Below are 24,127 nucleotides of genomic sequence, written 5' to 3'. Positions count from 1 at the left end.
GCGCAACCTCGGAAGAATGTCGCTGAAACCAGCCTTATCCAAGAAATTTACCCAAGAAATTGTAATAACTTTCCACAAATTCAACTTATGATAAATCCAACATAGCCCCCATAGCACGGTGGCCCAGATGATCGAGGCCGGCGACTGCCGGCGGTTCCTGGCGCGCAACGGTGTGCTGATCGACCCGCCCGGTTGGCCTGGGTTCTTCGCCATCGCCAACACCGGCCCGGCAACGCTGCTGGCCTGGGGCCATGCGCGCGGCGACGGACGGCGCGCCCTGCTGTCCTTGGAAGGGGCGCGCGATGGCGGCAAGCCGTTCAAGTTTGGTCAGGGATCGTCGCGGGCCGTGATGGTCCCGCTGGCGCTGCTGCGGCGGGCGCCCATGGCGGCGTGAGGGGCGGTGACCGGGGAGCAATGGGCCAACCTGCTTTCCCATTGCTTTCCCATTACCGATTTTCCCATCTGGGGCCACTGCCAACCCCTTGAAAAGATGGTGGGCCCGGCCGGATTCGAACCGACGACAACACCGTTATGAGCGGCGCGTTCTAACCGCTGAACTACAGGCCCTACCGGGAGCGGGAATGTGGCGGGAAAATGAATGGAAAGCAAGGGGGTCGTGCATATTCGGGAACATATCCCGCCACATCTCAACCCCCAGCCGCATCACGCTGCCGGAGTTGTCAGTTTACAAAGAAATAAACCGTCATCAGACACCCGACCACAATCACGAACTTGCGCAGGACCGGGCCGGGAATGCGGCGGGCGACCGATGCACCCACGTACCCGCCGGCCACCGCCGCCACGGTCATGATGATGGCCTCGTGCCAATACACCGCCCCGCCGGCCACGAAGGCCACCACGGCGATGGCGTTCAGGCACCCCGACAACAGCGTCTTCATCCCGTTCATGGCGTTCAGGTCGGTCAGGCCGAACACCCCCAGCAACGCCAGCATCAGGATGCCGATCCCGCCCCCGAAATAGCCGCCGTACACCGCGATCAGAAACTGCAGAACCATCAGGCTGGTCTGGCCCATGGTGAAGTGTTTCCGGGCATAGGCCGATACCGTCGGGCCGGCCGCGAACAGGGCCGTGGCGAACAGCAGGAGCCAGGGCACGATCGCCTCGAACAGCCGCTCCGGCGTCCACAGCAGCAGCAGCGCCCCGGCCAGACCGCCCACAAGGCTGATGCCGATCATCAGCGGCAGGTTGATGGATTGGCCGATGGTCCTCAGCTCCCGCCGGTAGCCGAAGGCGCTGGCCAGGGCACCTGGGGATACCGCGACCGTGCTGGTGGCGTTGGCGTTGACCGGCGGCACCCCGGCCATCATCAGGGCCGGGAACGTCAGAAAGCTGCCGCCGCCGGCCACGGCGTTCAGGGCTCCGGCGGCAAAGGCCGAGACCAGCAAAAGAAGAGTCATCATGGAAAACGCGCCACCGGGCTGGAAAAGAGGAAGGCCCCGCACCGGACATGCGGCCACAGGGACGGCGGACTATGCCGCGCCGGCCCCCGCGGGAAAAGCCCGCAGAGGGGAAGGGCAGGGGCGCCGGCAACCGCCCCCGCCCCCTCTGGCGGCATGGCGGCGGCGGTGATATTTTCCTTGCCCGCCCACCGATGGCATACAGGGCGGTGCATATCGGAAGGGGCCGGCAATGAAGGTGATCGTTTGCGGCGCGGGGCAGGTCGGCTCCAACATCGCCCGCTATCTGGCGCTGGAGGGCAACAGCGTCACCGTCATCGACCAGTCCCCCACGCTGATCCAGAAGCTGCACGATACGCTGGACGTGCAGGCCATGGTCGGTCACGCGTCCTATCCCGACGTGCTGGAAGCGGCGGGAGCGGCGGAAAGCGACATGATCGTCGCCGTCACCCAGACGGACGAGGTGAACATGGTTGCCTGCCAGGTGGCCCATTCCCTGTTCAACGTCCCGACCAAGATCGCCCGCGTGCGCAACCAGTCGTACCTGAAACCCATCTGGTCCGACCTGTTCACCCGCGAGCACCTGCCCATCGACGTGATCATCTCGCCCGAGATCGAGGTGGCCCGCGCCATCGCCCGGCGGCTGCAGGTGCCGGGGGCGGTGGACATGATCCCCCTGGCCGATGGGCGCGTCCGGGTGATCGGGGTGCTGTGCACCGACAATTGCCCGGTGCTCCACACCCCCCTGCGCCAGCTCACCGGCCTCTTCCCCGGCCTGGGGCTGGAGGTGGTGGCCATCATCCGCAACGACAAACCCATCATCCCCACCGGCGACGACCAGATGCTGCCGGGGGACGAGGTGTATTTCGTCTGCGACACCCGCCACCTGCAGCGCGGCATGGCCGCCTTTGGCCACGAGGAGGGGGAGGCGCGGCGGATCACCATCCTGGGCGGCGGCAACATCGGCCTGTGCCTGGCCGAGGAGATCGAGACGAAATACCCCCACGTCTCCGCCCGCATCGTGGAGATGAACCGCGAGCGCGCCCAGTACGTGGCCCAGCGGCTGAACCGCACCATGGTGCTCCATGGGGACGGGCTGGATCCCGATACCCTGGACGAGGCCAACATCCGCTCCAGCGAAACCGTGGTCGCCGTCACCAACGACGACGAAGGCAACATCCTGGCCTCGCTGCTGGCCAAGCGCTACGGTTGCCGGCGGGCCATCACGCTGATCAACAAGACCAGCTATTCCGCCATGGTGGCCCCGTTGGGCATCGACGCCATCGTCAGCCCGCGGGGCATCACCGTTTCCACCATCCTTCAGCATGTGCGCCGGGGCCGCATCCGCGCCGTCCACAGCCTGCGCGAAGGCTTTGCCGAGGTGATCGAGGCCGAGGCGCTGGAAACCTCCGCCGTGGTCAACATGCCGTTGCGCGACATCCGCCTGCCGTCCGGCGTCATCGTCGGCGCCATCGTGCGGGGGGAAGAGGTCATCATGCCCCGCCCGGCCACGGTGATCCGCCCCAAGGACCGGGTGATCATTCTGGCCACCGTGGGGCAGGTGAAGAAGGTGGAAAAGCTCTTCGCCGTGCGGCTGGAGTTCTTTTGACCGCTGCCTTCCCCCCTCGCGCCCCGGCTGTGGGGGGCTGAAGCTTTACGGGCTTGAATTTTTCGTGCGGCTGCCCTAACGCTTTCGTTTCACAGTTCGTTTCAAATATGAGCAAACCCCAGGCGGCAGAGGGCCGGCGTTGACCCACCCAGACAAAATTCCAACAGCGGTGCTGTACGATTGGGACAACACCCTTGTTGACAACTGGGGGACCGTGGTCGCCGCTCTGAACCATGCGCTCGTCACCTTCGGTCACGCCCCGTGGTCGGATGACGAGGCGCGGATGCGCATCCGCCAATCGCTGCGCGACAGCTTCCCCACCCTGTTCGGGGACCGCTGGACGGATGCGCGCGATGTGTTCTATGCCTATTTCGACGCCCACCACCTGGACCACCTGCGCCCGCTGCCGGGTGCCCAGGCGCTGCTGGAAACCCTGGCGGAACGCGGCGTGTGGCAGGCGGTGGTGTCGAACAAGACCGGCCGTTTCCTGCGGGCGGAGGCCGAGGCGCTGGGGTGGGGCCGCTATTTCGCCCATCTGGTGGGCGCCCAGGACGCCGAGCGGGACAAGCCCGACTGCGCGCCCGTACGGATGGCCTTGACCGGGGCACCGCTGGGGGCCGACGATGAGATCTGGTTCATCGGTGACGCCGATATCGACATGGAATGCGCGCACGCCAGCGGCTGCATACCCATCCTGATCGGTGACAAGGGGGGGGAGGGCATTAGCCAGTTCCCACCCCGCTACCGTTTTCCGTCGTGCCAATCGCTGAATGACTTGGTGAAAGGCATTGGTGATACCATATTCGTCCCGGCACAGGCTGGGGCGGCCGGCCATGTGTGATCTGTTTTCATGGTTCGGGGATGAGGGCTTCCGAGGGAAGCCCCAAGAACACTCAAAGAAGGGGGCGTGACGTAATGTCCGAAAAAAGCCAAAACGTGCAGGATGTGTTCCTCAACCACATCCGCAAGAATAAGACTCCCGTAACGGTCTTCCTCGTGAACGGTGTCAAGTTGCAGGGCATCATCACGTGGTTCGACAACTTTTCTGTTCTGCTGCGCCGTGACGCGCACAGCCAACTGGTCTATAAGCACGCGATCTCGACCGTGATGCCGGCCCATCCGATTCAACTGTTCGAGCCTGCCAAAGAAGGTGAAGGCGACTGATACCGTGACCCAAGGCGAAGGCCGGCAGCCGGACGGCGCCGGCCGCGCCATCGTTGTTCATCCCGATCTGCGCACCGGCGAACCCGGTGCCCGCAGCCCGGAATCGTGTCTGGACGAAGCGGTCGGCCTTGCGCAGGCCATCGAGCTTGATGTCGTCCACGCCGAATCCGTGCGGGTGAACCGTCCGCAACCTGCCACCCTGCTGGGGTCGGGCAGCGTTGAATCCATCGCCGCGGCGGTGGAGGAGCACGACGCCGGGCTGGTCATCATCGACCATGCCCTGTCGCCGGTGCAGCAACGCAACCTGGAAAAGGCACTGAAGGCCAAGGTCATCGACCGCACCGGCCTGATTTTGGAAATCTTCGGGGCGCGCGCCCGCACCCGTGAAGGCCAGCTTCAGGTGGAGCTGGCGGCTCTCACCTACCAGCGGTCCCGTCTGGTGCGGTCGTGGACCCACCTGGAACGGCAGCGCGGTGGCTTCGGCTTCCTGGGCGGCCCCGGCGAATCGCAGCTTGAGATGGACCGCCGCCTGATCGGCGACCGCATCATCAAGATCAAGAAAGAGCTGGAGGACGTGCGGCGGACCCGCGGCCTGCACCGCAAGGCGCGGGCGAAGGTGCCGTACCCGGTGGTGGCGCTGGTGGGGTACACCAACGCCGGCAAATCCACGCTGTTCAACCGGCTGGCCAACGCCGAGGTGTTCGCCAAGGATCTGCTGTTCGCCACGCTGGACCCGACCATGCGTCAGGTGACGCTGCCGTCGGGGCGCAAGGTGATCCTGTCGGACACGGTGGGGTTCATCTCGGACCTGCCGCACCATCTGGTGGCGGCGTTCCGCGCCACGCTGGAAGAGGTGGACGCCGCCGACATCATCCTGCATGTCCGCGACATCTCCCACCCCGACACCCAGGCGCAGCGGGACGACGTGCACACCGTGCTGCGGGAACTGGAGCTGGACCCCGACACCGACGAACGGGTGATCGAGGTTCTGAACAAGATCGACTGCCTGGAGCCCGACGACCGCGAGGCGGTGCTGACCCAGACCCGCCGCGATCCGCGGTCGGTGGCGGTGTCCGCCATCACCGGCCAGGGGATCGCGGATCTGGATGCCCTGCTGGACCGGCGGATGAACGCCGGGCGGCGGGTGGTGGACCTGTCGGTCAATCTGGGAGACGGGGCGGCGCTGGCCTGGCTCTACGCCAACGGCGAGGTGCTGGACCGCCGCGACGAGGAGGAGACGGCCCACCTGCAGGTGGCGCTGGACCCCGCCGACATCGCACGGTTCGAAAAGCGTTTCGTTGAACCGCACACCCAAGGGTAGCAGGGAAAGGCAGCGGACGCCACGGGGCAGGGGAGGCTTGCGGATTTTTGTCCGTAGCGGGCTGGACGGCGTAGGGTCATAATACCCGCGGTTTTCCGATGCCTTCCCGCGGTGAGTTCCCGTGCCCCGTTTCCTGATCCTGTCCTGCGCCGCCCTTGCGGGAACCCTTGCCGTCCTTTCCCCCGTTCTCGGCCAGCCTCCGGGAAATGCGGGAAATGGCGGTGAGGACGAGGAACAGGCCCCGGAACCCTTTCTGCCCCGCCCGCCCCAGCCCCTGGCCGTGGTGCCTCTGGGGCCGGTGGTGCTGGCACCCGACGCGCGGGACTTGCTGAAGAGCTGCACCCAACCCAGCTTCATTGACTGTTTCCGCGAATGGCAGCCGCCGCCACCCCCGCCGGAACCGGAAAAGGTGCCGCCCCCGCCGCCGTCGCCCCCCAAACCGGGGGAACCGCGCGGGCCGGCGGAACCGGGCGGGGCCACGGGCGGAAAGCCACCACCCCCCAACCCGGAAGCGGATCTTGCCACCTATGAGGCCCTGGTCCGTGCCATCCGGGAGGTCGGGCTGGAGGGAAAGGTCCACGTGCCCGCCCCACCCAAGCAGGGAAGCACCACCATGACCCTGGATTCACAAAAGAAGGCACCGGCCAAACCGTGACCTCCGCCCTTTCCTTGCCCGCGCCCGGCACCGTGACCGGCCTGATGGCCGCGGTGGCGCAAGCGGTGATCCTCCCCCGTTTCCGGCAACTGGCATCGGGGGACATCCGGCAGAAGACCGGCCCCACCGATCTGGTCACCATCGCCGATGAAGAGGCCGAAGCCCTGCTGACGGAGCGGCTGAGCGCCCTTTTGCCCGGCTCTACGGTGGTGGGGGAGGAAGCGGCGGCGGCCGATCCGGCGGTGCTGGACCGGCTGGCCGGGCCGGGGCCGGTGTGGGTGATCGACCCGGTGGACGGCACGCTGAACTTCGCGTCGGGCCGCCCGGCCTTTGCCGTCATCGTGGCGCTGGTGGCCGGCGGGGAAACCCGCATGGGCTGGATCCACGACCCGCTGAACCGCCGCACCGCCTGGGCGGTGGCGGGGCAGGGCGCCTGGATGAGCGCAGACGGCGAGGGGGAAGATCGGCGCCTGCGCGTGGCGGCCCCCGTGCCGCTGGCCGCCATGACCGGCGCCATGTCCACCCGCTATTGCGGCCCCGACATGGGCCGGCGGCTGGAAGCGCGGGAAAGCGGACTGGGTCCGATCGTCTGTCTGGCCAGCGCCGCCCATGAATACATCCGGCTGGCGGACGGTCTCAGCCACTTCTCCCTCTATCACCGGCTGATGCCGTGGGACCACGCCGCCGGCGTGCTGATTCACGCGGAGGCCGGGGGGCATACGGCCCTGGCGGGTGGAGCCCCCTACCGCCCCACGGTCACCGAGGGGCGGCTGCTGGCGGCACCCGACCGCAACAGTTGGGACATGCTGAACGATTACCTGTTCGGGTGATCAGGGGGCCCGCTCGTCCCGCTTGGCCTCCTGCCACAGGGCTTCCATGTCATCCAGGGTGGATTGCGCCGGGGTCTTGCCCTGTTCGGCCAGCCGCCCCTCGATATGGCGGAAGCGGCGCTCGAACTTGGCGTTGGTGCCGCGGAGTGCGGTTTCCGGGTCAACCTCCAGCCGGCGGGCAAGGTTGGTAACGGCGAACAGCAGGTCACCCATCTCGTCGGCCACCCGTTCCGGCGCGGGGGTGTCGGTCATTTCCGCCCGCAGCTCGGCGATTTCCTCTTCGATCTTGTCGAGGATGTCGCGGGCGTCGGTCCAGTCGAAGCCGACGCGGGCGGCGCGCTTTTGCAGCTTCATCGCACGGGTCAAGGCGGGCAGGCCGGGACTGACCCCATCCAACGCCGACGGCGGTGCCGTGGCCCCGCCCCGTTCGGCCTTCTTCGCCCGTTCCGCCGCCTTGTGCTCTTCCCAGCGGGATGTCTGCATTTCGGCGCTGTTCACCTCGTCGCTGCCGAACACATGGGGATGGCGGCGGATCATCTTGTCGGTGATGGCCTGGGCCACGGCGTCGAAATCGAACAGCCCGTCTTCCTGGGCCATCTGGGTGTAATAGACGACCTGGAAGAGCAGGTCGCCCAACTCCTCCTTCAGCGCGTCCATGTCGCCGGTCTCGATGGCGTCGGCCACCTCATAGGCTTCTTCGATGGTGTGGGGGGCGATGGTGCGGTAGGTCTGCTCCAGATCCCACGGGCAACCGCCCACCGGCGCGCGCAGCCGCGCCATGACGGCCAGCAGCCGGTCTATGGGCCGCTCGTCCGCCGCCGAAGATGAGGCGGGCAGGGTGGTGGAGGGCTGATCGGTGGTGGGCCGCGGTGCCATTCCGGCGTCTCCCGTGTTCACGAAACCTGGCCTTTCTACACCGGGCCGGGCCGTTTTGACATCACCACAGCGCAACTGGATCAGGCCATCCACGACGGCCACCGTCGGCGGCATTAAGATCACATAATGATTGTTATGGAAAATATGGGTGCCACTATCCGTCAGTGTGTGGCGCTCCCTTCACGCAGCGATAAAAAGCAAATAAGAATTATTTGCATTTTCTCCGGAACGAAGGCACAAGGGCAAAAGCCCTGAACGTTTCCGGGTGATCCCGGCGGTATGGGCCGACCGAACCAACCCGAACATGGATGCGCCACCCATGGTCAGCTTTCTCATGCATCTGACGGCCCTGGCCGTCACCGTCGCCGGGGCGCTGTGCCTGTATGTCAGCGCACCGCGGCAGATCTGGCTGAAACAGACATGGCCGGCGCGTCCGGGCCGGGCCGGTGGCGCCGTCGGGCTTTACCTGGGCTGGGTCATCTGGTGCGGGGTGATGCACCCGGCCACGGCCTTTTTCACATCACTGACCGTGGTGATGCTGGTGCTGACCGCCCTGCCCTTCGTGGCCGCCGTTCCCGTTCTGCTGAGAAAGACCTGATCCATGCCGGCCCCCACGCTCGATCCCAACAGCCCGATCCGGCCCGACTGGTGGAGCAAGACCATCGCCGGCACCGTGCTGGGCTTCACGCTGGCGGTGGCCCTGGCCGGGCTGTTCGCCTGGGCCGGTCCCGGCGGCGTTCTGGCGGCCAACAAGTACCAGTTCGTCATGTGGATGATCGCACCCTTGTGGCTGGCGGTGGTCAGCGGCTGCTTCCTGTTCCGCACCGGGCTGCGGGCCTGGGCGTGGCTGGGGGGTGCCAACGTCCTGGCTTATGCCGCGCTGCTTCTCAGCCGCGGCCCGCTTCCCTGATTATTGCCGGGTGATCTTTTATGCGCACCGATATCGTCCGCCTGTACCGGGTCGTCCACTCCTGGGTCGGCATCGTCTCCGGGCTGATTTTGTTCATCGCCTTCTATGCCGGCGCCCTGACGATGTTCAAGGAGCCGCTGGCCGCGTGGGTCACCCCGCCGCGGGCGGCGGAAAACCTGATCCCGCTGGACCGGGGCGGCGAGCTGGTCAGCCGGCTGCTGGCTCTGCGCCCCGAAGCGGCCAAGGATTTCTCTCTGATCCTTGAGCCCGGCCACGGGCAGGCCGGCGCCCTGCGCCTGGAATGGCGGCTGGACCGCGAGGATACCGCCGTGTGGACCGCCGCCATGAGCCACGACGGGCGCCTGGATATCCGGCAGGAGGAACCCTCGGCCGTGGCCCAACTGGTGGACGATGTTCACCGCACCGCCATTCTGCCCGGCGATCTGGAGACCGGCACGGTCATCACCGGCATCGCCAGCGCACTCTATGGGGTGGCGCTGGTATCGGGGGTGATCATCCTGATCCCGTCGCTGGTCAAGGATTTCTTTGCCCTGCGGCTGGCCAACAGCGCCAAGCGGCTGTGGCTGGACGTCCACAATCTGCTGGGCATCATCAGCGTGCCCTTTCACATCGTCATCGCCCTGTCGGCGGTGGTGTTCGGGCTGCACGATTATTTCTATGATTCCCTGGACGAGGTGGTCTACGGCGGCCGGATGCAGAAGGTGATCGCCGTGGCTGATCCGCCGCCGCGCCCGGTGTCCAGGGGCCCCTATCTGTCCCCCGCCGACCTGCTGGCCAAAACCGCGGCGGTGGAGCCGGGGCTGATCCCCAGCAGCCTGCACTATCAGCGCCTCGGCACCCCCGGTGCCGTGGTGCGGGTGTGGGGCGACGATCCCCGCTATCTGGTGCGGCGTCATGGCTTTCTGGCGCTCGACCCCGCCACCGGGAACGTGGTCAGCACCGAGTATCTCCCGGGGCACCAGGGAAACTGGGGCGCCACCGTATCGGCCTTCTTCGCCCTGCACTTCGGCAGCTTCGGCGGCGATCTGGTGCGGTGGAGCTATTTCCTGATGGGGCTGGCCGGGGCCTTTCTGTTCTATTCCGGCAACCTGCTGTGGGTGGAGGCGCGGCGGCGCACCGAGCGGCGGGCGTCGGGGCCGGTGACCCAGACCCGCGCGGTGACGCTGATGGCCGCCGCCACGGTGGGTGTCAGCCTGGGCGCCGTCGCCGGGCTGTCGGCCACCATCGCCGCCGGGCGCTGGCTGAGCGCGCTGGAGTCCATCAACACCGGGCATCTGGTGATCTATTACGCCGTGTTCCTCGGCGCCTGCGCCTGGGCGTTCTGGCGTGGGGCGGGCCGGGCGGGGTACGAGCTGCTGTGGCTGGCCGCCGGCGCCACCGCGGCCATTCCCGCCACCTCGCTGCTGGGTTTCGTCATACCCGGGCTGTGGGTGTCGGGGGCCGGGCTGGGTGTGGACGCCGTGGCGCTGATGGGGGCCGGCGCCTTCGCCCTGATGGCCCGCGCCGCCGCCCGCCGGGCGGAGGACGGGCCGGCGGACAGCGTGTGGTCGGCCAGGCGGGAGCACGGGACGGTCACTGCCGCCCAGCCGCAGGCGGCAGAGTAAGAGAGAACGACCGGGGCGGAGACGGGCGCCCGAACAGGGCCAGCAGCCCGTCCCCCAGCACCCCGCGCCAGGAATAGTAATCGTGACCCGCCGCGTATTCGCGGTGGGTCACGTCATAGCCCTTGGCCGCCAGCACGTCACGCAGGTGGCGGTTGGCGTCGCGGATTCCGATATCGTCGGGGGTTCCGTTCTCGAACAGGCCGGCGCTGAGGAAGAACCGCACCGGCTGCCGCTCCCGCTCCGCGGCCCAGGCCGCGACGATGTTGGCGCGCTCCGGCGGCGTGCCCGCCGGGTGCCACCAGAAGGAACCTGAGATCGACAGCGCGTTGCCGAACCGCTGCGGATACTCCAGCGCCGCCGTCACCGCCGCCAGCCCGCCATAGCTGGACCCGCCCAGCACCGTGCGTTCGGGCCGGGGTGACAGCCCGGTCTTCGCCGCCACCCACGGCACCAGCTCGTCGGCCAGCATGGCGGCGAAATCCGGGTTGGCCGGCAATTCCCGCGCCCGGCTGGTGGCGTCCACGTTGCCGACGAACACCGCCACCACCGGCGGCAGCCGCCCGGTCCCGGTCAGATGGTCCAGTATGGCCGGCGTGGGCACCTGGGTCCGGTAATCGTCCCCGTCGAACAGCACCAGCAGCACCGTATCCCGGGTCAGGGGATCGAAGCCCGGCGGGGTATAGATGGCCACATCCCGCGTGTTGCCCAACCGCGCGCTGGCGAAGCGGTGGACCGCCACCGTACCCGGCACCGGGGCCGGCGGCACCCCCACCCCCGGCATGGGCGGGGCCGCGGGCAGATCGACGCCCGACCACCGGCTGAAGCGGTCGGGGGCATCGTCGGGCCAGGGATGGCGGTTCAGGGGATCGGCCTGGGCCTGAGACAGGATCGCCATGCGGCATTCCCGGCAGGTGCCGGGAAAGTCGGGCACGTCGGGGGCCAGCTTGTACGCCAGCCGTGTGCCGTCCGGCACGGTGAAGCTCTTGTACCAGATGTCGCTGGTGCCCAGCCGCTCCAGCATCTCGTGGTCGGCGGTGGGGCCGCCCAGCAGGCGCACGTTGCGCTGCGCCCCGCGCTGAAGAAAGGTCAGGATCACCGTTCCCGGCTTCAGCGGTTCCACCAGCGGGGTTCCTGCCTCGGCCATGCGCTGCCAGAACCCGTCCGTGCCCTCCCCCCGCTCCAGGGCCGCGGCCATGGCGGCGATGGTCGGGCTGAGGGGGACGGCGGGCGGAGCGATCTGCTGGCCCGCACCGACGCGGCGGGTGATGGTGACGGTGGCCGCCCCTTCCGCCCTTATCCGAAAATGGGTGACGCCGGGCTCGGCCACGAACCGGAAACTGTCCCGCCCCACGGAACGGGTCAGCAGCCGGCGCACCGCCCGCCCCTGCCCGTCCACCAGGGACAGGTCGGCATGGGCGGTGGTGTCCATCACACCCTCCACGTAATCACCGGGATCGGCGGTGAAGGGCTGATCCGTCTCCACCGCGGGGGCGGCGAGCGGCTGGCTCAGGACGGTCATCAGGAGAACCGGGGCGGCGAGCAAAACAGGCAAACGGTGCATGGTTCCATCATGGCGCTGCCCCCGTCACGATGCGTCCGCCGCCTGCTCCGCGGCGGCAATCACGCGGTTCAGCAGCGGGCCGAGGGTTTCCAGCGACGAGGATGAGAGGATGTCCTCGTGGCTGCAATGGGACAGGCGGTGGATAGCCACCTGCTCCACCCGCCCCGTCCAGCAGGTGTCGGGATCGATGTCCGGCGGGATCGACCGTTCCGCCACGAACAGGGTCATCGGCCCGTCGTAGTCCGGGGTGCGGGTCCGGGACAGCAGGCGCACGGCGTCGGTGTAGTTCTGGAAGATATGGCCGAACAGTTCGTCCTTTTCCCCCTGGAAGCCGTCGTCCCGGTCGTCGGCCATGGCGTCGGCGATGAACCGTTCCTGCTCCCGCTCCGCCCCGGCGTTGGCATCGCCGGTGGCGAGTGCGCTCCAGTCGTGATCCTCGCTGGGGTAGGTGTCGAGCATGCCCAGGAACCGCACCTCCTCCCCCATCCGCCGCAGCAGCACCGCCAGCCCATAGGCCACCGTGCCCCCCAGCGAATAACCCAGCAGGTAATAGGGGCCGCGGGGCTGGACCGTACGCAGGATGGCAAGCTGCTTTTCCCACAGCGCCTCCATGGTGGCGCTGGTGGCGACGGGGCCATGGGGCCGCGGCGATTGCAGCGCGATGACCGGCATGGCGTTGTCGAGATAACGGGTCAGCACGCTGTACTGCCACGCAATCCCCGATCCGGGATAGACGCAGACCAGCGGCGCCCCCACCCCCTCCCGCAGCCGCAGCACGAGGTCGAAGCCCTGGCGCAGCTCGTGCCCCTCGGCGTCGGACGACACCAGAGCCGCCAGTCTGGCGACGGTGGGGGCGGTCATGATCTGGCCCACGGTCAGCGGGCGTTTCAGGGCGCGGCGGATGCGCGCCGCCAGCCGCATGGCCAGCAGCGAATGGCCGCCGATGGCGAAGAAATCATCCTCCGCCCCGATGGTCTCGGCCTCCACCCCCAAAAGCTCGGCGAACAGGACGGCCAGGGTGGTCTCCACCCCCGGCGCCGGCCCCCGGCCCCGGCGGGACGCCACGGCCGGCGGCGGCAGCGCCTTGCGGTCCAGCTTGCCGTTGGCCGACAGAGGCAGCGCGTCCAGCCGCACGAAGGCCACCGGCACCATGTGGGCCGGCAGAACGGCGGACAGCGCGGCGCGCAGGGCGGTGTCGTCCGGCCCGCCGTCATGGGACGGCACCAGCCACGCCACGATCTGGCGTTCGTCGGCCCCGGCGGTACCGGAACCGGCGCCCAGCACCACCGCGTGAACCGCCGCCTGCCGGACGCCGTCAATCCGTTCAAGCTGCGTCTCGATCTCGCCCAGTTCGACCCGCTGGCCGCGGATCTTGATCTGGTGGTCGGTGCGGCCCAGGTATTCCACCTGCCCGTCCGGCAGCCACCGGGCCACGTCGCCGGTGCGGTACATCCGCGCGCCGTCGCCGCTGGGATCGGCCACGAAGCGCTCCGCGGTCAGCCCCGCCCGCCCCAGATAGCCCAGCGCCAGTTGCTCGCCGCACAGGTAAAGCTCGCCGCCCACCCCCACCGGCACCGGACGCAGCGCGTGGTCGAGGATGCGCAGGCCCGTGTTCCATACCGGCCTGCCGATGGGCACCCCGGCCCCGCCCTGGCCGAGATCGCCGAAGGCGGGGGCATAGGTCACGTCCACCGCCGCCTCGGTCGGGCCGTAGAGGTTGTGAAGCTCGGCCTTGATGCGGACGGTGAAGGCCCGCGCCAGCGCCTTGGGCAACGCCTCGCCGCTGCAGAACACCCGGCGCAGGCTGGCCGCCACCGGCGTGTTCTCGCCGTGGAGTTCGGTCACCGCCGACAGGAAGGCTGCCAGCATGGATGGCACGAAATGCAGCGTCGTCACCCGGTGGGCGTCGATCAGGGAGAGCAGCGCCGCCGGGTCGCGGTGCGCCTCGGGCGGGGCCATGACCAGCCGGGCACCCACCATATAGGACCAGAAGAATTCCCACACCGACACGTCGAACCCGCACGGCGTCTTTTGCAGGATCACGTCGCCGGCATCCAGCGGGTATGCATGCTGCATCCACAGGATGCGGTTGACGATGGCCCCATGGGACACCGCCACCCCCTTGGGCCGCCCGGTGGTGCCCGAGGTGTAGATCACATAGGCCGGGTGGGCCGGGGTCAGCCCATCATCCCCCCCCTCTGCCGCATCATCGCTGGTCAGGGCGTCGAACAGGCACACGGGCGCATCATCGGGGAACAGGCCGCGGGTGGCCCCGTCGGTCACCACCGCCCGCGGGCGGGCGTCGGCGATCATGAAGGCCAGCCGCCCGGCGGGATAGCCGAGGTCGAGGGGCAGATAGGCCCCGCCCGCCTCCACCACCGCCAGCAGGGCGATGCTGAGCCGGACCGAGCGCGGCAGCGCCACCGCCACCACCGCCCCCGGTCCCACGCCCATGCCCCGCAGGCGGTGGGCCAGATGGCGCACCTGTTGCCGCACCTCGGCAAAGGTCAGGGTGTGGCCGTCGCCGGTCAGCGCCACGGCATCGGGCGTGCGGACCGCCTGCACCCGCAGCGCGTCGCGCAGGGTCAGGGGCGGCAGCGGGTGGCGGGTGGCGTTGACGCTTTCCAGCAGCCGCACCTCATCATCCGTCACGAGCGGCAGGGCGGCCACGGGCCGTTCCGGTTCGCGCAGCAGGGTGGACAGCAGCCCGCGCACCCGCTCCGCCAGAGCCGGCGCGTCGGCCACGGCGCCGCGGTTCTCCACCAGCAGGGTCAGTTCGTCCCCCGGCAGCACCAGCAGGGCCAGGGGATAATGGCTGTAGCCGCGGTTGTGGATCTCCCGCACCCTCAGCCCGCCGATGTCGCGGTCGAGATAGCCGCTGTCAGGGTAGTTCTCCACCACCAGCAGCGTGTCGAACAGGGCCGCACCGCCGGCCAGTGCCTGGATCTCGCCCAGCCCCAGCCCGTCGTGCTCCATCCGCTCGATGTGGCGGTCCTGGATGGCCGGCATCTGGTCCCACAGGGACAGGCCGGGCAGCAAGGGCACGCGCACGGGAATGGTGTTGAGGAACAGCCCCACCTGATCGCCGATGCCGTCGATGGCCCCCGACCGCCCCGACACCGGGGTGCCGAACACCACGTCGTTTCGCCCGGCCAACGCCGACAGCACCACCGCCCACACCGCCTGCATCACCGCGTTCAGCGTCAGCCCGCGGCGGCGGAGGACGGCCAGGAGCGCCGCGGTTTCGGCGGCGGACAGGGTGGCCGTGGCCTCCGTCACCGGAATGGCGGGGGTGGCGTTGCCGAACAGCACGGTGGGCGTGACGCCCGTCAAGGCTTCGGCCCACACCGCCCGCGCCGGTCCCGGATCGCGGGTGGACAGCCGGCGGACCACGGCGGCGTAACCGGTGGGCAGCGGCGGCAGGCGGTTCGCCCCCGCCTCGTACGCCTGCAACAGATCGCGCAGGATCAGCGGCGTGGACCAGCCGTCCACCACCAGATGGTGAATGGCAATCACCAGCGTGGAGCGGTCCCCGCCGTGGCGCAGCAGGGCGGCGTTGACCATGCCGCGGAAGGTGTCGGTCACCCCGGCGCGGGCGATGACGGTGTTTTCGATGGCCGCCACGGCGGCATCATCGGTCACGTCGTGGCTTTCCCACGGCCACAGGTGGCGGGCGTTCCCGTCCAGGCGGGGGATGAGGAACAGCGGGTCGTCCTCGTCACCGAGTATGAACAGACCCGCCAGCTGCGGGTGGCGGTGCAGCACCGCATCGAAAGCATCGCGCAGACGGTCCTCGTCCACCCGCCCCTCAAGGGTCAGGCGGGTGAAGGCGGTATAGACCTCCCCCTGCCCTTCCATCTGGGTGTGGAACAGCATGCCCTTTTGCAGCGGCAGCACCGGCACAGCGTCGGCCACTGGACCATGGGCGGCGCCGAGTGCGGTCAGGTCGGCGGCAACCGCGCCCGTGGCGGTGTCGGGCACGTAAGCGGCCAGCAGGCGCGCCATGCGCCGCGGGCCGCGGGTCGCGAAGATATCGCGGGGGCGCAGCACGTACCCCGCCGCCCGCGCGGCGGTGCACAGCGCGATGGCGGTGATGCTGTCGCCGCCCAGCGCGAAGAAATCCGCCTCCGCCCCCACGGCGGGAAGTTTCAGCACATCGGCCATGGCACGGCAGAGGATCGCCTCCTCAACCGTGGCGGGCGGAGTCGTGTCGATGCCGTCGGCCACCGCGCTGCCGGGGGCCGGCAGCCGGGCCTTGTCCACCTTGCCGTTGACGTTGAGGGGGAAGGCATCGAGCACGACGAACGCCGCCGGGACCATATAGTCGGGCAGCACCGCCCGCAGGCCGTGGCGCAGGCTGCCGGCCAGGGCCGCCCGCTCATCCACCGGCACGCCGGGGGCGGTGCAATAGGCGATCAGGCGATGGCTGTCGTTCACCGCCTCGGCCACCACCACGGCGTTGTCCACGGCGGGCAACGCCTTCAGCGCCCCTTCCACCTCGCTGATTTCGATGCGGTAGCCGCGGACCTTCACCTGCTGGTCGCCGCGGCCGAGAAAATCCACCTGCCCGTCCGGCGTCCACCGCACCAGATCGCCGGTGCGGTACATCACCCCGCCCCCGTCAAACGGGTCGGCGACGAAGCGCTGGGCGGTCAGGGCCGGGCGGCCCAGGTAGCCGGCGGCCAAACCCTTGCCGGCAATGTAGAGTTCACCCACCGCCCCCACCGGCACCGGGCGCAGCCGGTGGTCCAGCACGTGCACCCGCACATTGCCCACCGGGCGCCCGACCACCGGACGCTCGGCCACCGACACGAAGGCTTGCAGCGTATCGACGGTGTTCTCCGTGGGACCGTAGAGGTTGCAGGCGGTCAGGTCCGGGTATGCCCGCAGCCGCGCCCACAGGGCGGGCGACGCCGCCTCCCCTCCGATCAGGATCAGGGTGGTGGTGTGGTGCCCCGGTTCCATCAGGCCGCAGTTCAGCATCTGGGTGCAAAAGGACGGAGGCAGGTCCATGGCGTCGATGCCGGTCTCCCGCACCGCCTCCACCAGCGCGAAGGCGTCGCGGCGGGCGTCCTCGCCGAACACATGGAGTTCCTGGCCCAGCAGCATCCAGAACATCTGCAGCCACGAGGAATCGAACGAAAACGAATGTGTGTGCGCTGCCCGCACCGCCCGTCCGCCGTGCCGGCGGGCCACCGCCGCCAGCGCCGGGCCGTACAGCGTGCCCGCGTGTGACAGCAGCAGGTTCAGGAGCGCGCCGTGGCTGTTCATCACCCCCTTGGGCCGCCCGGTGGAGCCGGAGGTGAAGATCACCGTGGCGATGGTGGCGGGCGTGAGAGGGGCCAACCGTTCCGACGGCACCAAGGGGGCTGCGGACGCGGCGGCACAAGCGGACAGCACGGCGGGATCGTCCAGGCACAGACGCTCCACCCCCGGCGGCAGCCGCCCGGCGACGGACATCCAGGTCAGCAGGACGCGGGGCCGTGCGTCCTCCACCATCATGGCGAGACGCTCATCGGGGTAATCCAGATCGAGCGGCATGTGGGTGGCGCCCGACGCCAGCACCGCCAGCATGGCCGTCACCGAATCCGCCGAGCGCGGCACCGCCACGCCCACCACCACGCCGGGGCCGGCACCCCGCCCGATCAGCACCCGCGTCAGCCGCGACACACGCCCGGCCAAGGCGGCGAAGCTCAGACGGGCCGGGCCGAACACCAGGGCCGTGGCTTCGGGCGTTTCCTGCACCTGACGGGTGAACACGTCGATGATGTCGGCGGGACGCGATGGTGCCTCGAACACCGGCCCGGTGGACCAGCGGGAGATGGCCGCGTCCTCGTCCCGCCCCATCACCGACAAGGCGTGAACGGGGGTGGCGGGGGCGGCAATGGTCTGTTCCACCACCCGCGCCAGCCGCTGGCCCTGGCGGATCAGGTCGTCCACGGTGTAGCGGGTGCGGTCGGCGCGCAGGTCGATCAGCACCGTGCCCCCCTGGACGCGCACGCCGAATTCGAAATCATCCACCGGACCGGTCGCCAGATGGTGGGTGATGCCGGGCACACCGGCGAAATCCAGCCCGTCGTCGAACAGGCGGACATTGACGATGGGGCCATAGAGCGCCCGCCCCGTCCCCACCAGCCCCAGATCCCGCTGGATCCATTCGGCATCGTAACGCTGGTGACGGCGGGCGTGCTTCAGCGCCTCGCGCACGGCGCGCGCGGTGTCCACCACCGCCGCATCCTCGTCCACGTCCACGCGCAGCGGCAGCACGTTGACCACCGGGGCCACGGCGTTCACCGCCACCGACCCCATGCGGCGCATGAAGGGGAAGCCGATCACCTGCCGCCGCTCCCCCGTCACGCGGGCCAGCGTGGCGAGGATGACGCCGGTCAGCAGGTCGAGCAGGGCCAGCCCGTGTTCCTCCGCGATCCGGCCCAGGGCCGCGCCGGCCCCGGCGGGCAGATCCACCCGGTGGGTCACCACCTCCGACGTGGCCTGCTGCTCGGTAGGCTTGGCCCCCTGGAGCGACAGGGTGACGGCGGGGGGAAGGTCGGCGCACACCGCCCGCCAGAAGGCACGGTCGCGGGCGATGGCGGGGGACGCCGCGTAATCCCGCTGTTCCTCCACCACCGCGGCAACGGACACGAAAGGCGACGGCCCGATGGGTTCGTGGCAGCGCAGCGCCTGATAGACCTCGGCCACCCGCCGGGTGACGGCGGTGAAGCTGAAGCCGTCGAGCATGATGTGGTGGTAGCGCTGATACCACACCCACCGCGGCCCCTCCTCCCCCGACACATCGAACAGGACGTGGCGGAACAGCGGCCCCGGCCCGTCCGCCGGCAGGCCGCAGGCCAGATCCGCCTCCATCACCGCGCGGGCCGCCGCCATGGGGCCGGGGGCGCCGCGCAGGTCCATGCGGTCCGGCTCCGGGATATCGGCGGTGCCGCAGGCGGTGCGGATGGTCTGGACGATGCCGTCCTCGGTCTGGCGGTATGTGGCGGTGACGGTGTCGGCCTCGGCCATGACGGTGCGGATGGCGAGGGCCAGCCGCCCGGCGTCGATGGCGCCCGGCATCTCGACGGCGTGCGCGATGACATAGGCGTTCTTGCGGTCCGCCACCTGATCCGCCAACCAGATGCCGAGCTGCGTGCTGAGCAGGGGAATGTCCCGCATGGCCGTGTTTTCCGTGTTCGTCATGGGAGAGAGAGGGGGAAGGCGCTCAGGCCGGGACCAGCGTGGTCCAGGCCGCCTCGATGTGGTTCAGGCAGGCCGCGCGGGGGGCGGGGCCGAAAACGCTGGTCCAGCCGGCGGGCACGGTGGCGAAGTCGGGCCACAGGCTGTACTGCCCGGCCCCGTTCACCAGCACGCGGAAGGCGTGCCGCTCATCGTCGAACGGGTTGACGTAATGCTCGTTGCGCTCGTTGCTCATGGGGGATGTCCTTACCTGCCCAGCGTGGCGCCGCCGTCCACCAGCATGTCGGCCAGCGTGATGTGCCCGGCGGCGGGGGACGCCAGGAACACCACCGCGGCGGCGATGTCCTCGGGCGTTGCCAGCTTCTTCAACGGGATGCCCAGCTTGTAGGCCGACGGATTGCCGGCGATGGTGCCGGCGGCGCCGTCGGGGCCGGACCACATGCCCCGCTGCATGGGCGTGTCGGTGGACCCCGGCGATACCACGTTGCAGCGCACGCCGTATTCCGCCAACTCCAGCCCCGCCGTCAGGCACAGGCTGGTCAGCGCCGCCTTGGACGCGCCATAGGCGGCCATGCCCACCCGCGGCACATGGGCGGCATTCGACGACACGGTGACGATGCAGCCCCGCCGCCGTGCCTTGAACTGCGGAATCAGCGCCCGCATCAGGTGGAAGGGGCCGGAGACGTTGACGGCGAAGCTGTCCCGCCAATCGGCGTCCGCCGTGTCGTCCACCGCGCCCATGCGCAGGATTCCGGCCACGTTGGCCAGCACGTCCACGCCCGTCCCCGCGGCCAGCAAGGCCGTGCAGGTGTCCGCCACCGCCGCGGCGTCGGAAATGTCCAGCGTCACCCGCTGCCACGGCACCTCGGCAGCGGGATCGCCGGTGCGGTCGAAGCCGGTGACGGTGGCGCCCAGCGCGTGGAAGCGCCGGGCCACCGCCAGCCCGATGCCCTGGCTGGCCCCGGTGACCCAGACGTTTTGTCCGTCGAAACGGTCCGCCGCGCTCATGCCGCCCGATCCCGCCGCTGCTTGCCGTCCAGCAGCGCCCACCAGCCGTCGATGGTCGGCGCCATCGCCAGTTCGGCGAACCCGACCGTCAGGCCCGCCGCCTTCCACTCCTCCACCAGTTTCATCACGGCGATGGAATCCAGGCCGAAGTCGAGCAGGTTGTCCCCATCCCCCGGCGCGTCGTCGAGGACGCTCAGCAGGCGGGCGCGCAAGGCATCCTTGGTCAGCGGCACCGCCGCCCCGGCCTGCAGAAGATCGGCGGACAGCACCGTCCGCCCGGCGTTGCGGGCCACGTAGCGCAACGCCCACAGGTGATCCTCGCGGGAGAAATCGGCGATGGCGTCGGCGATCAGGAACGGCTTGATCCCGCGCATGAAGGCGTCAACCGCCGTCTGCAGCACGCCGATGTGGCCGTAGATGCCGCCGATGAGCAACTGGTCCCGCCCCTCCTGCGCCATGATCTCGGCCAGATCGGAGCGGAAGAAGGCGCTGTAGCGCCATTTGGTCAGCACCCGGTCACCGTCTTCCGGGGCCAGGGCGGCAACGATGCCGGCCTTGTCCGGCTGGCGGGTCAGCCCCGGCCCCCACATGTCGTTCAGCAGCCCGCGGTCGGCGTCGGACTGTTCCGGCGGCTGGGCGGTGTAGACCACCGGCACGCCGATGGACCGCAGGTGGCGGCGCACGGCCACCATGGCCTCGGTGGCGGCGGCGATGGTGGGGTTCCCCGCGCCGTAGAAGCCCACGAAGTAATCCTGCATGTCGTGGATCAGCAGAACCGCCCTGGCCGGGTCGAAGGTCCAGGACACCTTGTCCGCTGGCATGTCGGCGGCGGTGGGCAAGGCATAGGAAGAGAGTGCTTGAATGGTCATGACGTTTTCCACTCACACAAGATTCGGATCGTTTTGAAGGCGGGCGCGCAGGGTCTGCTTGTCGATCTTGCCCACCGCGGTTTTCGGCAGGTCGTCGGCGAAGACGAAGCGGTCGGGCAGCTTGTAGTCGGCCAGGCCCTGTTCGCGCAGGAACCGGCGCAGGTCCGGCGGGCGCACCGGGGTGCGGGCGACGACGAAGGCGCAGCCCCGTTCCCCCATCACCGGGTCGGGCATGGCCACCAGCGCCGACAGGCGGACGGCGGGGTGGGCGGCCAGCACGTCCTCCACCTCCTGCGCGTCGATCTTCTCGCCGCCGCGGTTGATCTGGTCCTTGTTGCGGCCGCAGACGATCAGGTTCCCGTCCGGTGTCATGCGCACGAGGTCGCCGCTGCAATAGAACCCCTCGCCGTCGAAGACTCGGGCGTTGTGGGCATCGGCCTTGTAATAGCCGCGGAAGGTGTAAGGGCCGCGGGTCCACAGTTCCCCCACCTCCCCCGCCGGGACCGGATGGCCGTCGGGGCCGAGGATGCGCACCGCGTCGTCCCCGCTCATCGGGCGCCCTTGGGTGTTGGTGACGGTCCAGGCGTCGTCGTCCAGGCGGGTGTAGTTCACCAGCCCCTCGGCCATGCCGAACACCTGCTGCAGCCGGCAGCCCAGCACGCCCGGCACCTGCTCGGCCAGCGCCGGGCTGAGCTTGGCCCCGCCGACCTGCACCACGTCCAGGCTGTCCAGGGTGCCGGGGGCGGCCTTGGGCGCGTGGGCCAGCCACAGGGTGAGAACGGGGGGCACCAGGGCCGCCCACGTCACCCGGTGCCTTTCGATCAGGGGGAAGCAGGTGTCGGGGCTGGGGTCCGGGGCCATGACCACCGTGCCCCCGGCGTGGAACACCCCAAGCGCGCCGGGCGAACTCAGCGTGAAATTGTGCGGCGCCGGCAGGGCGCAGAGGAAGCGGCACCCGGCGTCCAGCCCGCACACCGCCACGCTCTGCCGCACGCTGTAGAGGTAATCGTTGTGGGTGCGGGGGATCAGCTTGGGCGTACCGGTGCTGCCGCCGGAAAGCTGGAAGAAGGCCACCCCGTCCACGGTGACGGCATCGCGGGGCCGGGCGTCCGCCTCCACCGCCAGGGGCAGGCCGTCGAGGTCGGCGAAGCCCCCCTCCTCCAGCAGCAGCATATGGGTGCCGCCCACCATGGCCCGCAACGCCGCGGTCAGGGAGCCGGGGGCGGTCCCCAGCGGATCGGCCCGCACCAGCGGGTGGGGGGCTGCCAGCACCACCACCCGCGGCTCGATCTGCCGGGCATAGGCCAGCATCTCGAAGGCGCCGTGGTTGTTGAGCGCGTTGACCGGCACCACGCCGCACTTCAGCAGCGCGAAGAACACCAGATAGAATTCCGCCACGTTGGGAAGCTGCACCAGCGCCGTGTCGCCGGGCCGCAGCCCCAGCCGCTGCTGGAACGCCGCGGCCAGGGCGCCGGTGCGCCGGTTGATGTCGGCGTAGGAAAACACCCGGTCCCCGCACGCGATGGCGGGGGCCGGGGACTCCCCGTGGCGGGCGATGACGTCGGTCAGGGGATCGTCGCGCCAATAGCCCTTGGCGCGGTACAGGGCCGCCAGATCCGCCGGCCAGGGGGTGAAGGACACGGCCATGGTCACGCCCCGCACCCGGCGGCGGCGACCGCGCCGCCCAGGCCGAACAGGTTCAGCATGGTGCGCAGCTTGGCCGCCGTCTCCTCCCACTCCGCCTCGGGGCAGGAATGGGCGACGATGCCGGCACCGGCGTAAAGCCGCAGACGGGTGCCGCTGACCAGCCCGCAACGGATGGTCACCGCCCATTCGCCGCAGCCGTGGCTGTCCATCCATCCGACCATGCCGCTGTACCAGCCGCGGGCATAACCCTCCAGCGCACCGATGGCCTCGTGGGCCAGGGCATGGGGGGTGCCGCACACCGCCGGCGTCGGGTGCAGCGCATGGGCCAGCCGCAGGGGCGACAGCCCGTCGTCGGCCAGTTCGCCCGTGACGCGGGTGGACAGGTGCCACATGGTGGGGGTGGAAAGAGCCTCCGGCTCGTCGGGAACGGACAGCGTGCGGCAATGGGGGGCCAGCGCATCGCGCACCGCGTCCACCACGTAGCGGTGTTCGATCCGGTCCTTCTCAGATGCCAGCAGGGCATCGAGCCGTGCCTGTTCCTCGTGCTCCGGGCCGCCGCGGCGGGCAGAGCCGGCCAGCGGGTTGCTCAGCACGGTGCGGCCCACCTTGCGCAGCAGCAATTCGGGGCTGGCACCGATCAGATGCTCCCCCTGCCCCACCGGCACGGAAAAGACATAGGCGGTGGGGTTCTGCTGCAGCAGCGCGTCCACCAGACGGGCGGGGGCAAAGCCGCCGTCGGCGTCGATGTCCAGCGGGCGCGACAGCACCACCTTGCGCAGGTCCGTGGTGGTGAACAGCCCGATGGCGCGGCGGACGGCGGCGGTGTAGGCACTGTGGTCCACCACCTCCCGCACCCCGGCGACGGCGGACGGGGGAGCGGACGAGGCGGCGGCACCGTCGGGAAGGCTGTTCAAGCTGTAGCGGCGCGGAATGAACAGCCGGGCCGGCTGGCGGCAATCGAACGGCACCGCCCCCACCACCACCGGGTTGGCCATGCCCTGCGCCCGCAGGCTGTCGAAGATACCGGAAAGCCGGCGGTCCCACCGGCCGCCGGCGAAATCATCGCCGTCAAGGGCGGTGTCCAGCGTGTGCGCCACGCCGAAGGCCCGCAGAACCGTGCCGTTGGACGAGAAGACAAAATCGGGATCGCTATCGCCCCCGGCGGACACGTCGTCCGTGGTGGCGGATTGGATGACACCCATGGGGAAAGCCCTCCACCGTCGGGTAAGGGGTTGGGACAGCCGCCATGCGGATGCGCCCGGACGTTCGGATCGGGTCACGCATAAACACGCATACGGATGGATGCGGCGGTTGGACCCGCCGCTCTTGGGCATTCGTCGTCGCTGGTGTTTGTTTTTTTGCCGCGCTGGGCGGCGGCGGGTCCGGCCCCGATGGGAGTCCACGTCCCGCCGCACACCCCAATATGCGAATAATTCTTAGTTG

Annotated in this window: 19 protein-coding genes and 1 tRNA gene; 10 read left to right on the top strand and 10 right to left on the bottom strand. The window is 69.5% G+C overall.

The genetic code is table 11. The features are described 5' to 3' along the window. Window positions 1-127 precede the first annotated feature (127 nt). Window positions 128-394 (top strand): hypothetical protein, encoded by a 267-nt coding sequence (locus tag M2352_RS11120; protein ID WP_264664550.1) that lies wholly within the window; start codon window positions 128-130, stop codon window positions 392-394. A gap of 97 nt (window positions 395-491) precedes the next feature. Here M2352_RS11120 and M2352_RS11115 read toward each other — a convergent pair. Together M2352_RS11115 and M2352_RS11110 are read right to left on the bottom strand one after the other, a co-directional pair. Next, a tRNA-Ile gene (locus tag M2352_RS11115) sits at window positions 492-567 on the bottom strand. A gap of 113 nt (window positions 568-680) precedes the next feature. Then, the gene (locus M2352_RS11110) at window positions 681-1,421 is read right to left on the bottom strand and encodes a sulfite exporter TauE/SafE family protein (protein WP_264664549.1); all 741 of its coding nucleotides are present in this window, start codon (window positions 1,419-1,421) and stop codon (window positions 681-683) included. A gap of 229 nt (window positions 1,422-1,650) precedes the next feature. Here M2352_RS11110 and trkA point away from each other — a divergent pair, with 229 nt between their 5' ends. From trkA to M2352_RS11080, 6 genes are all read left to right on the top strand, one after another. After that, a complete protein-coding gene (gene trkA, locus M2352_RS11105) occupies window positions 1,651-3,027 on the top strand; it encodes a Trk system potassium transporter TrkA (protein ID WP_264664548.1) in 1,377 nt (458 codons plus the stop codon). Window positions 3,028-3,196: 169 nt separating this feature from the next. Next, window positions 3,197-3,868 carry an HAD family hydrolase gene (locus tag M2352_RS11100; RefSeq protein ID WP_264664547.1) on the top strand — a complete coding sequence of 224 codons (672 nt, stop codon included), beginning with the start codon at window positions 3,197-3,199 and terminating at the stop codon, window positions 3,866-3,868. Between the two features lie 74 nt (window positions 3,869-3,942). Further along, on the top strand, window positions 3,943-4,191 hold the full coding sequence (gene hfq / locus M2352_RS11095; RefSeq protein ID WP_264664546.1) for an RNA chaperone Hfq: 249 nt from the start codon (window positions 3,943-3,945) through the stop codon (window positions 4,189-4,191). 4 nt (window positions 4,192-4,195) lie between these two features. Continuing rightward, the gene (gene hflX / locus M2352_RS11090) at window positions 4,196-5,512 is read left to right on the top strand and encodes a GTPase HflX (protein ID WP_264664545.1); all 1,317 of its coding nucleotides are present in this window, start codon (window positions 4,196-4,198) and stop codon (window positions 5,510-5,512) included. Between the two features lie 121 nt (window positions 5,513-5,633). Further along, a complete protein-coding gene (locus M2352_RS11085) occupies window positions 5,634-6,167 on the top strand; it encodes a hypothetical protein (protein ID WP_264664544.1) in 534 nt (177 codons plus the stop codon). Beyond that, complete coding sequence (locus M2352_RS11080) at window positions 6,164-6,997, top strand: inositol monophosphatase family protein (protein WP_406567249.1); 834 nt, start codon at window positions 6,164-6,166, stop codon at window positions 6,995-6,997. The genes M2352_RS11085 and M2352_RS11080 overlap by 4 nt, the downstream gene beginning before the upstream one ends. Here the strand turns inward: M2352_RS11080 and mazG are convergent, their stop codons facing one another. Then, entirely contained in the window at window positions 6,998-7,777 is a 780-nt protein-coding gene (gene mazG / locus M2352_RS11075; protein WP_454464566.1) for a nucleoside triphosphate pyrophosphohydrolase, read from the bottom strand. It abuts the gene before it with no gap. Between the two features lie 415 nt (window positions 7,778-8,192). Between mazG and M2352_RS11070 the strand changes: the two genes are divergently transcribed. Genes M2352_RS11070 through M2352_RS11060 form a run of 3 tightly spaced genes read left to right on the top strand, consistent with a single transcriptional unit; the run spans window position 8,193 to window position 10,408 of the window. After that, window positions 8,193-8,471 carry a hypothetical protein gene (locus tag M2352_RS11070; RefSeq protein ID WP_264664542.1) on the top strand — a complete coding sequence of 93 codons (279 nt, stop codon included), beginning with the start codon at window positions 8,193-8,195 and terminating at the stop codon, window positions 8,469-8,471. Window positions 8,472-8,474: 3 nt separating this feature from the next. Further along, complete coding sequence (locus M2352_RS11065; RefSeq protein WP_264664541.1) at window positions 8,475-8,783, top strand: hypothetical protein; 309 nt, start codon at window positions 8,475-8,477, stop codon at window positions 8,781-8,783. 20 nt (window positions 8,784-8,803) lie between these two features. Next, a complete protein-coding gene (locus M2352_RS11060) occupies window positions 8,804-10,408 on the top strand; it encodes a PepSY-associated TM helix domain-containing protein (RefSeq protein WP_264664540.1) in 1,605 nt (534 codons plus the stop codon). Here M2352_RS11060 and fes read toward each other — a convergent pair. The 7 genes from fes to M2352_RS11025 all read right to left on the bottom strand — a co-directional run bounded on the left by fes (window position 10,377) and on the right by M2352_RS11025 (window position 23,886). Then, the gene (gene fes / locus M2352_RS11055) at window positions 10,377-11,927 is read right to left on the bottom strand and encodes an enterochelin esterase (protein ID WP_264664539.1); all 1,551 of its coding nucleotides are present in this window, start codon (window positions 11,925-11,927) and stop codon (window positions 10,377-10,379) included. The two genes, M2352_RS11060 and fes, sit on opposite strands and share 32 nt — an antisense overlap. A gap of 66 nt (window positions 11,928-11,993) precedes the next feature. Next, window positions 11,994-19,139 (bottom strand): non-ribosomal peptide synthetase, encoded by a 7,146-nt coding sequence (locus M2352_RS11050; protein WP_264664538.1) that lies wholly within the window; start codon window positions 19,137-19,139, stop codon window positions 11,994-11,996. A 46-nt stretch (window positions 19,140-19,185) separates the two neighbouring features. Continuing rightward, the gene (locus tag M2352_RS11045; protein WP_264664537.1) at window positions 19,186-19,395 is read right to left on the bottom strand and encodes an MbtH family protein; all 210 of its coding nucleotides are present in this window, start codon (window positions 19,393-19,395) and stop codon (window positions 19,186-19,188) included. A gap of 11 nt (window positions 19,396-19,406) precedes the next feature. Next, complete coding sequence (gene dhbA / locus M2352_RS11040) at window positions 19,407-20,168, bottom strand: 2,3-dihydro-2,3-dihydroxybenzoate dehydrogenase (RefSeq protein ID WP_264664536.1); 762 nt, start codon at window positions 20,166-20,168, stop codon at window positions 19,407-19,409. Further along, complete coding sequence (locus M2352_RS11035) at window positions 20,165-21,037, bottom strand: isochorismatase family protein (protein WP_264664535.1); 873 nt, start codon at window positions 21,035-21,037, stop codon at window positions 20,165-20,167. Before M2352_RS11035 ends, dhbA begins: the two co-directional genes overlap by 4 nt. A gap of 12 nt (window positions 21,038-21,049) precedes the next feature. Next, entirely contained in the window at window positions 21,050-22,684 is a 1,635-nt protein-coding gene (locus M2352_RS11030) for a (2,3-dihydroxybenzoyl)adenylate synthase (RefSeq protein WP_264665340.1), read from the bottom strand. Window positions 22,685-22,686: 2 nt separating this feature from the next. Then, window positions 22,687-23,886 carry an isochorismate synthase gene (locus M2352_RS11025; protein WP_264664534.1) on the bottom strand — a complete coding sequence of 400 codons (1,200 nt, stop codon included), beginning with the start codon at window positions 23,884-23,886 and terminating at the stop codon, window positions 22,687-22,689. Between the last annotated feature and the right edge of the window lie 241 nt (window positions 23,887-24,127).

The organism is Azospirillum fermentarium, assembly GCF_025961205.1.
GTDB lineage: Bacteria > Pseudomonadota > Alphaproteobacteria > Azospirillales > Azospirillaceae > Azospirillum > Azospirillum fermentarium.
The sequence above is the reverse complement of the archived record's forward strand: the minus strand, read 5'-3'. Positions and strand labels throughout refer to the sequence as shown.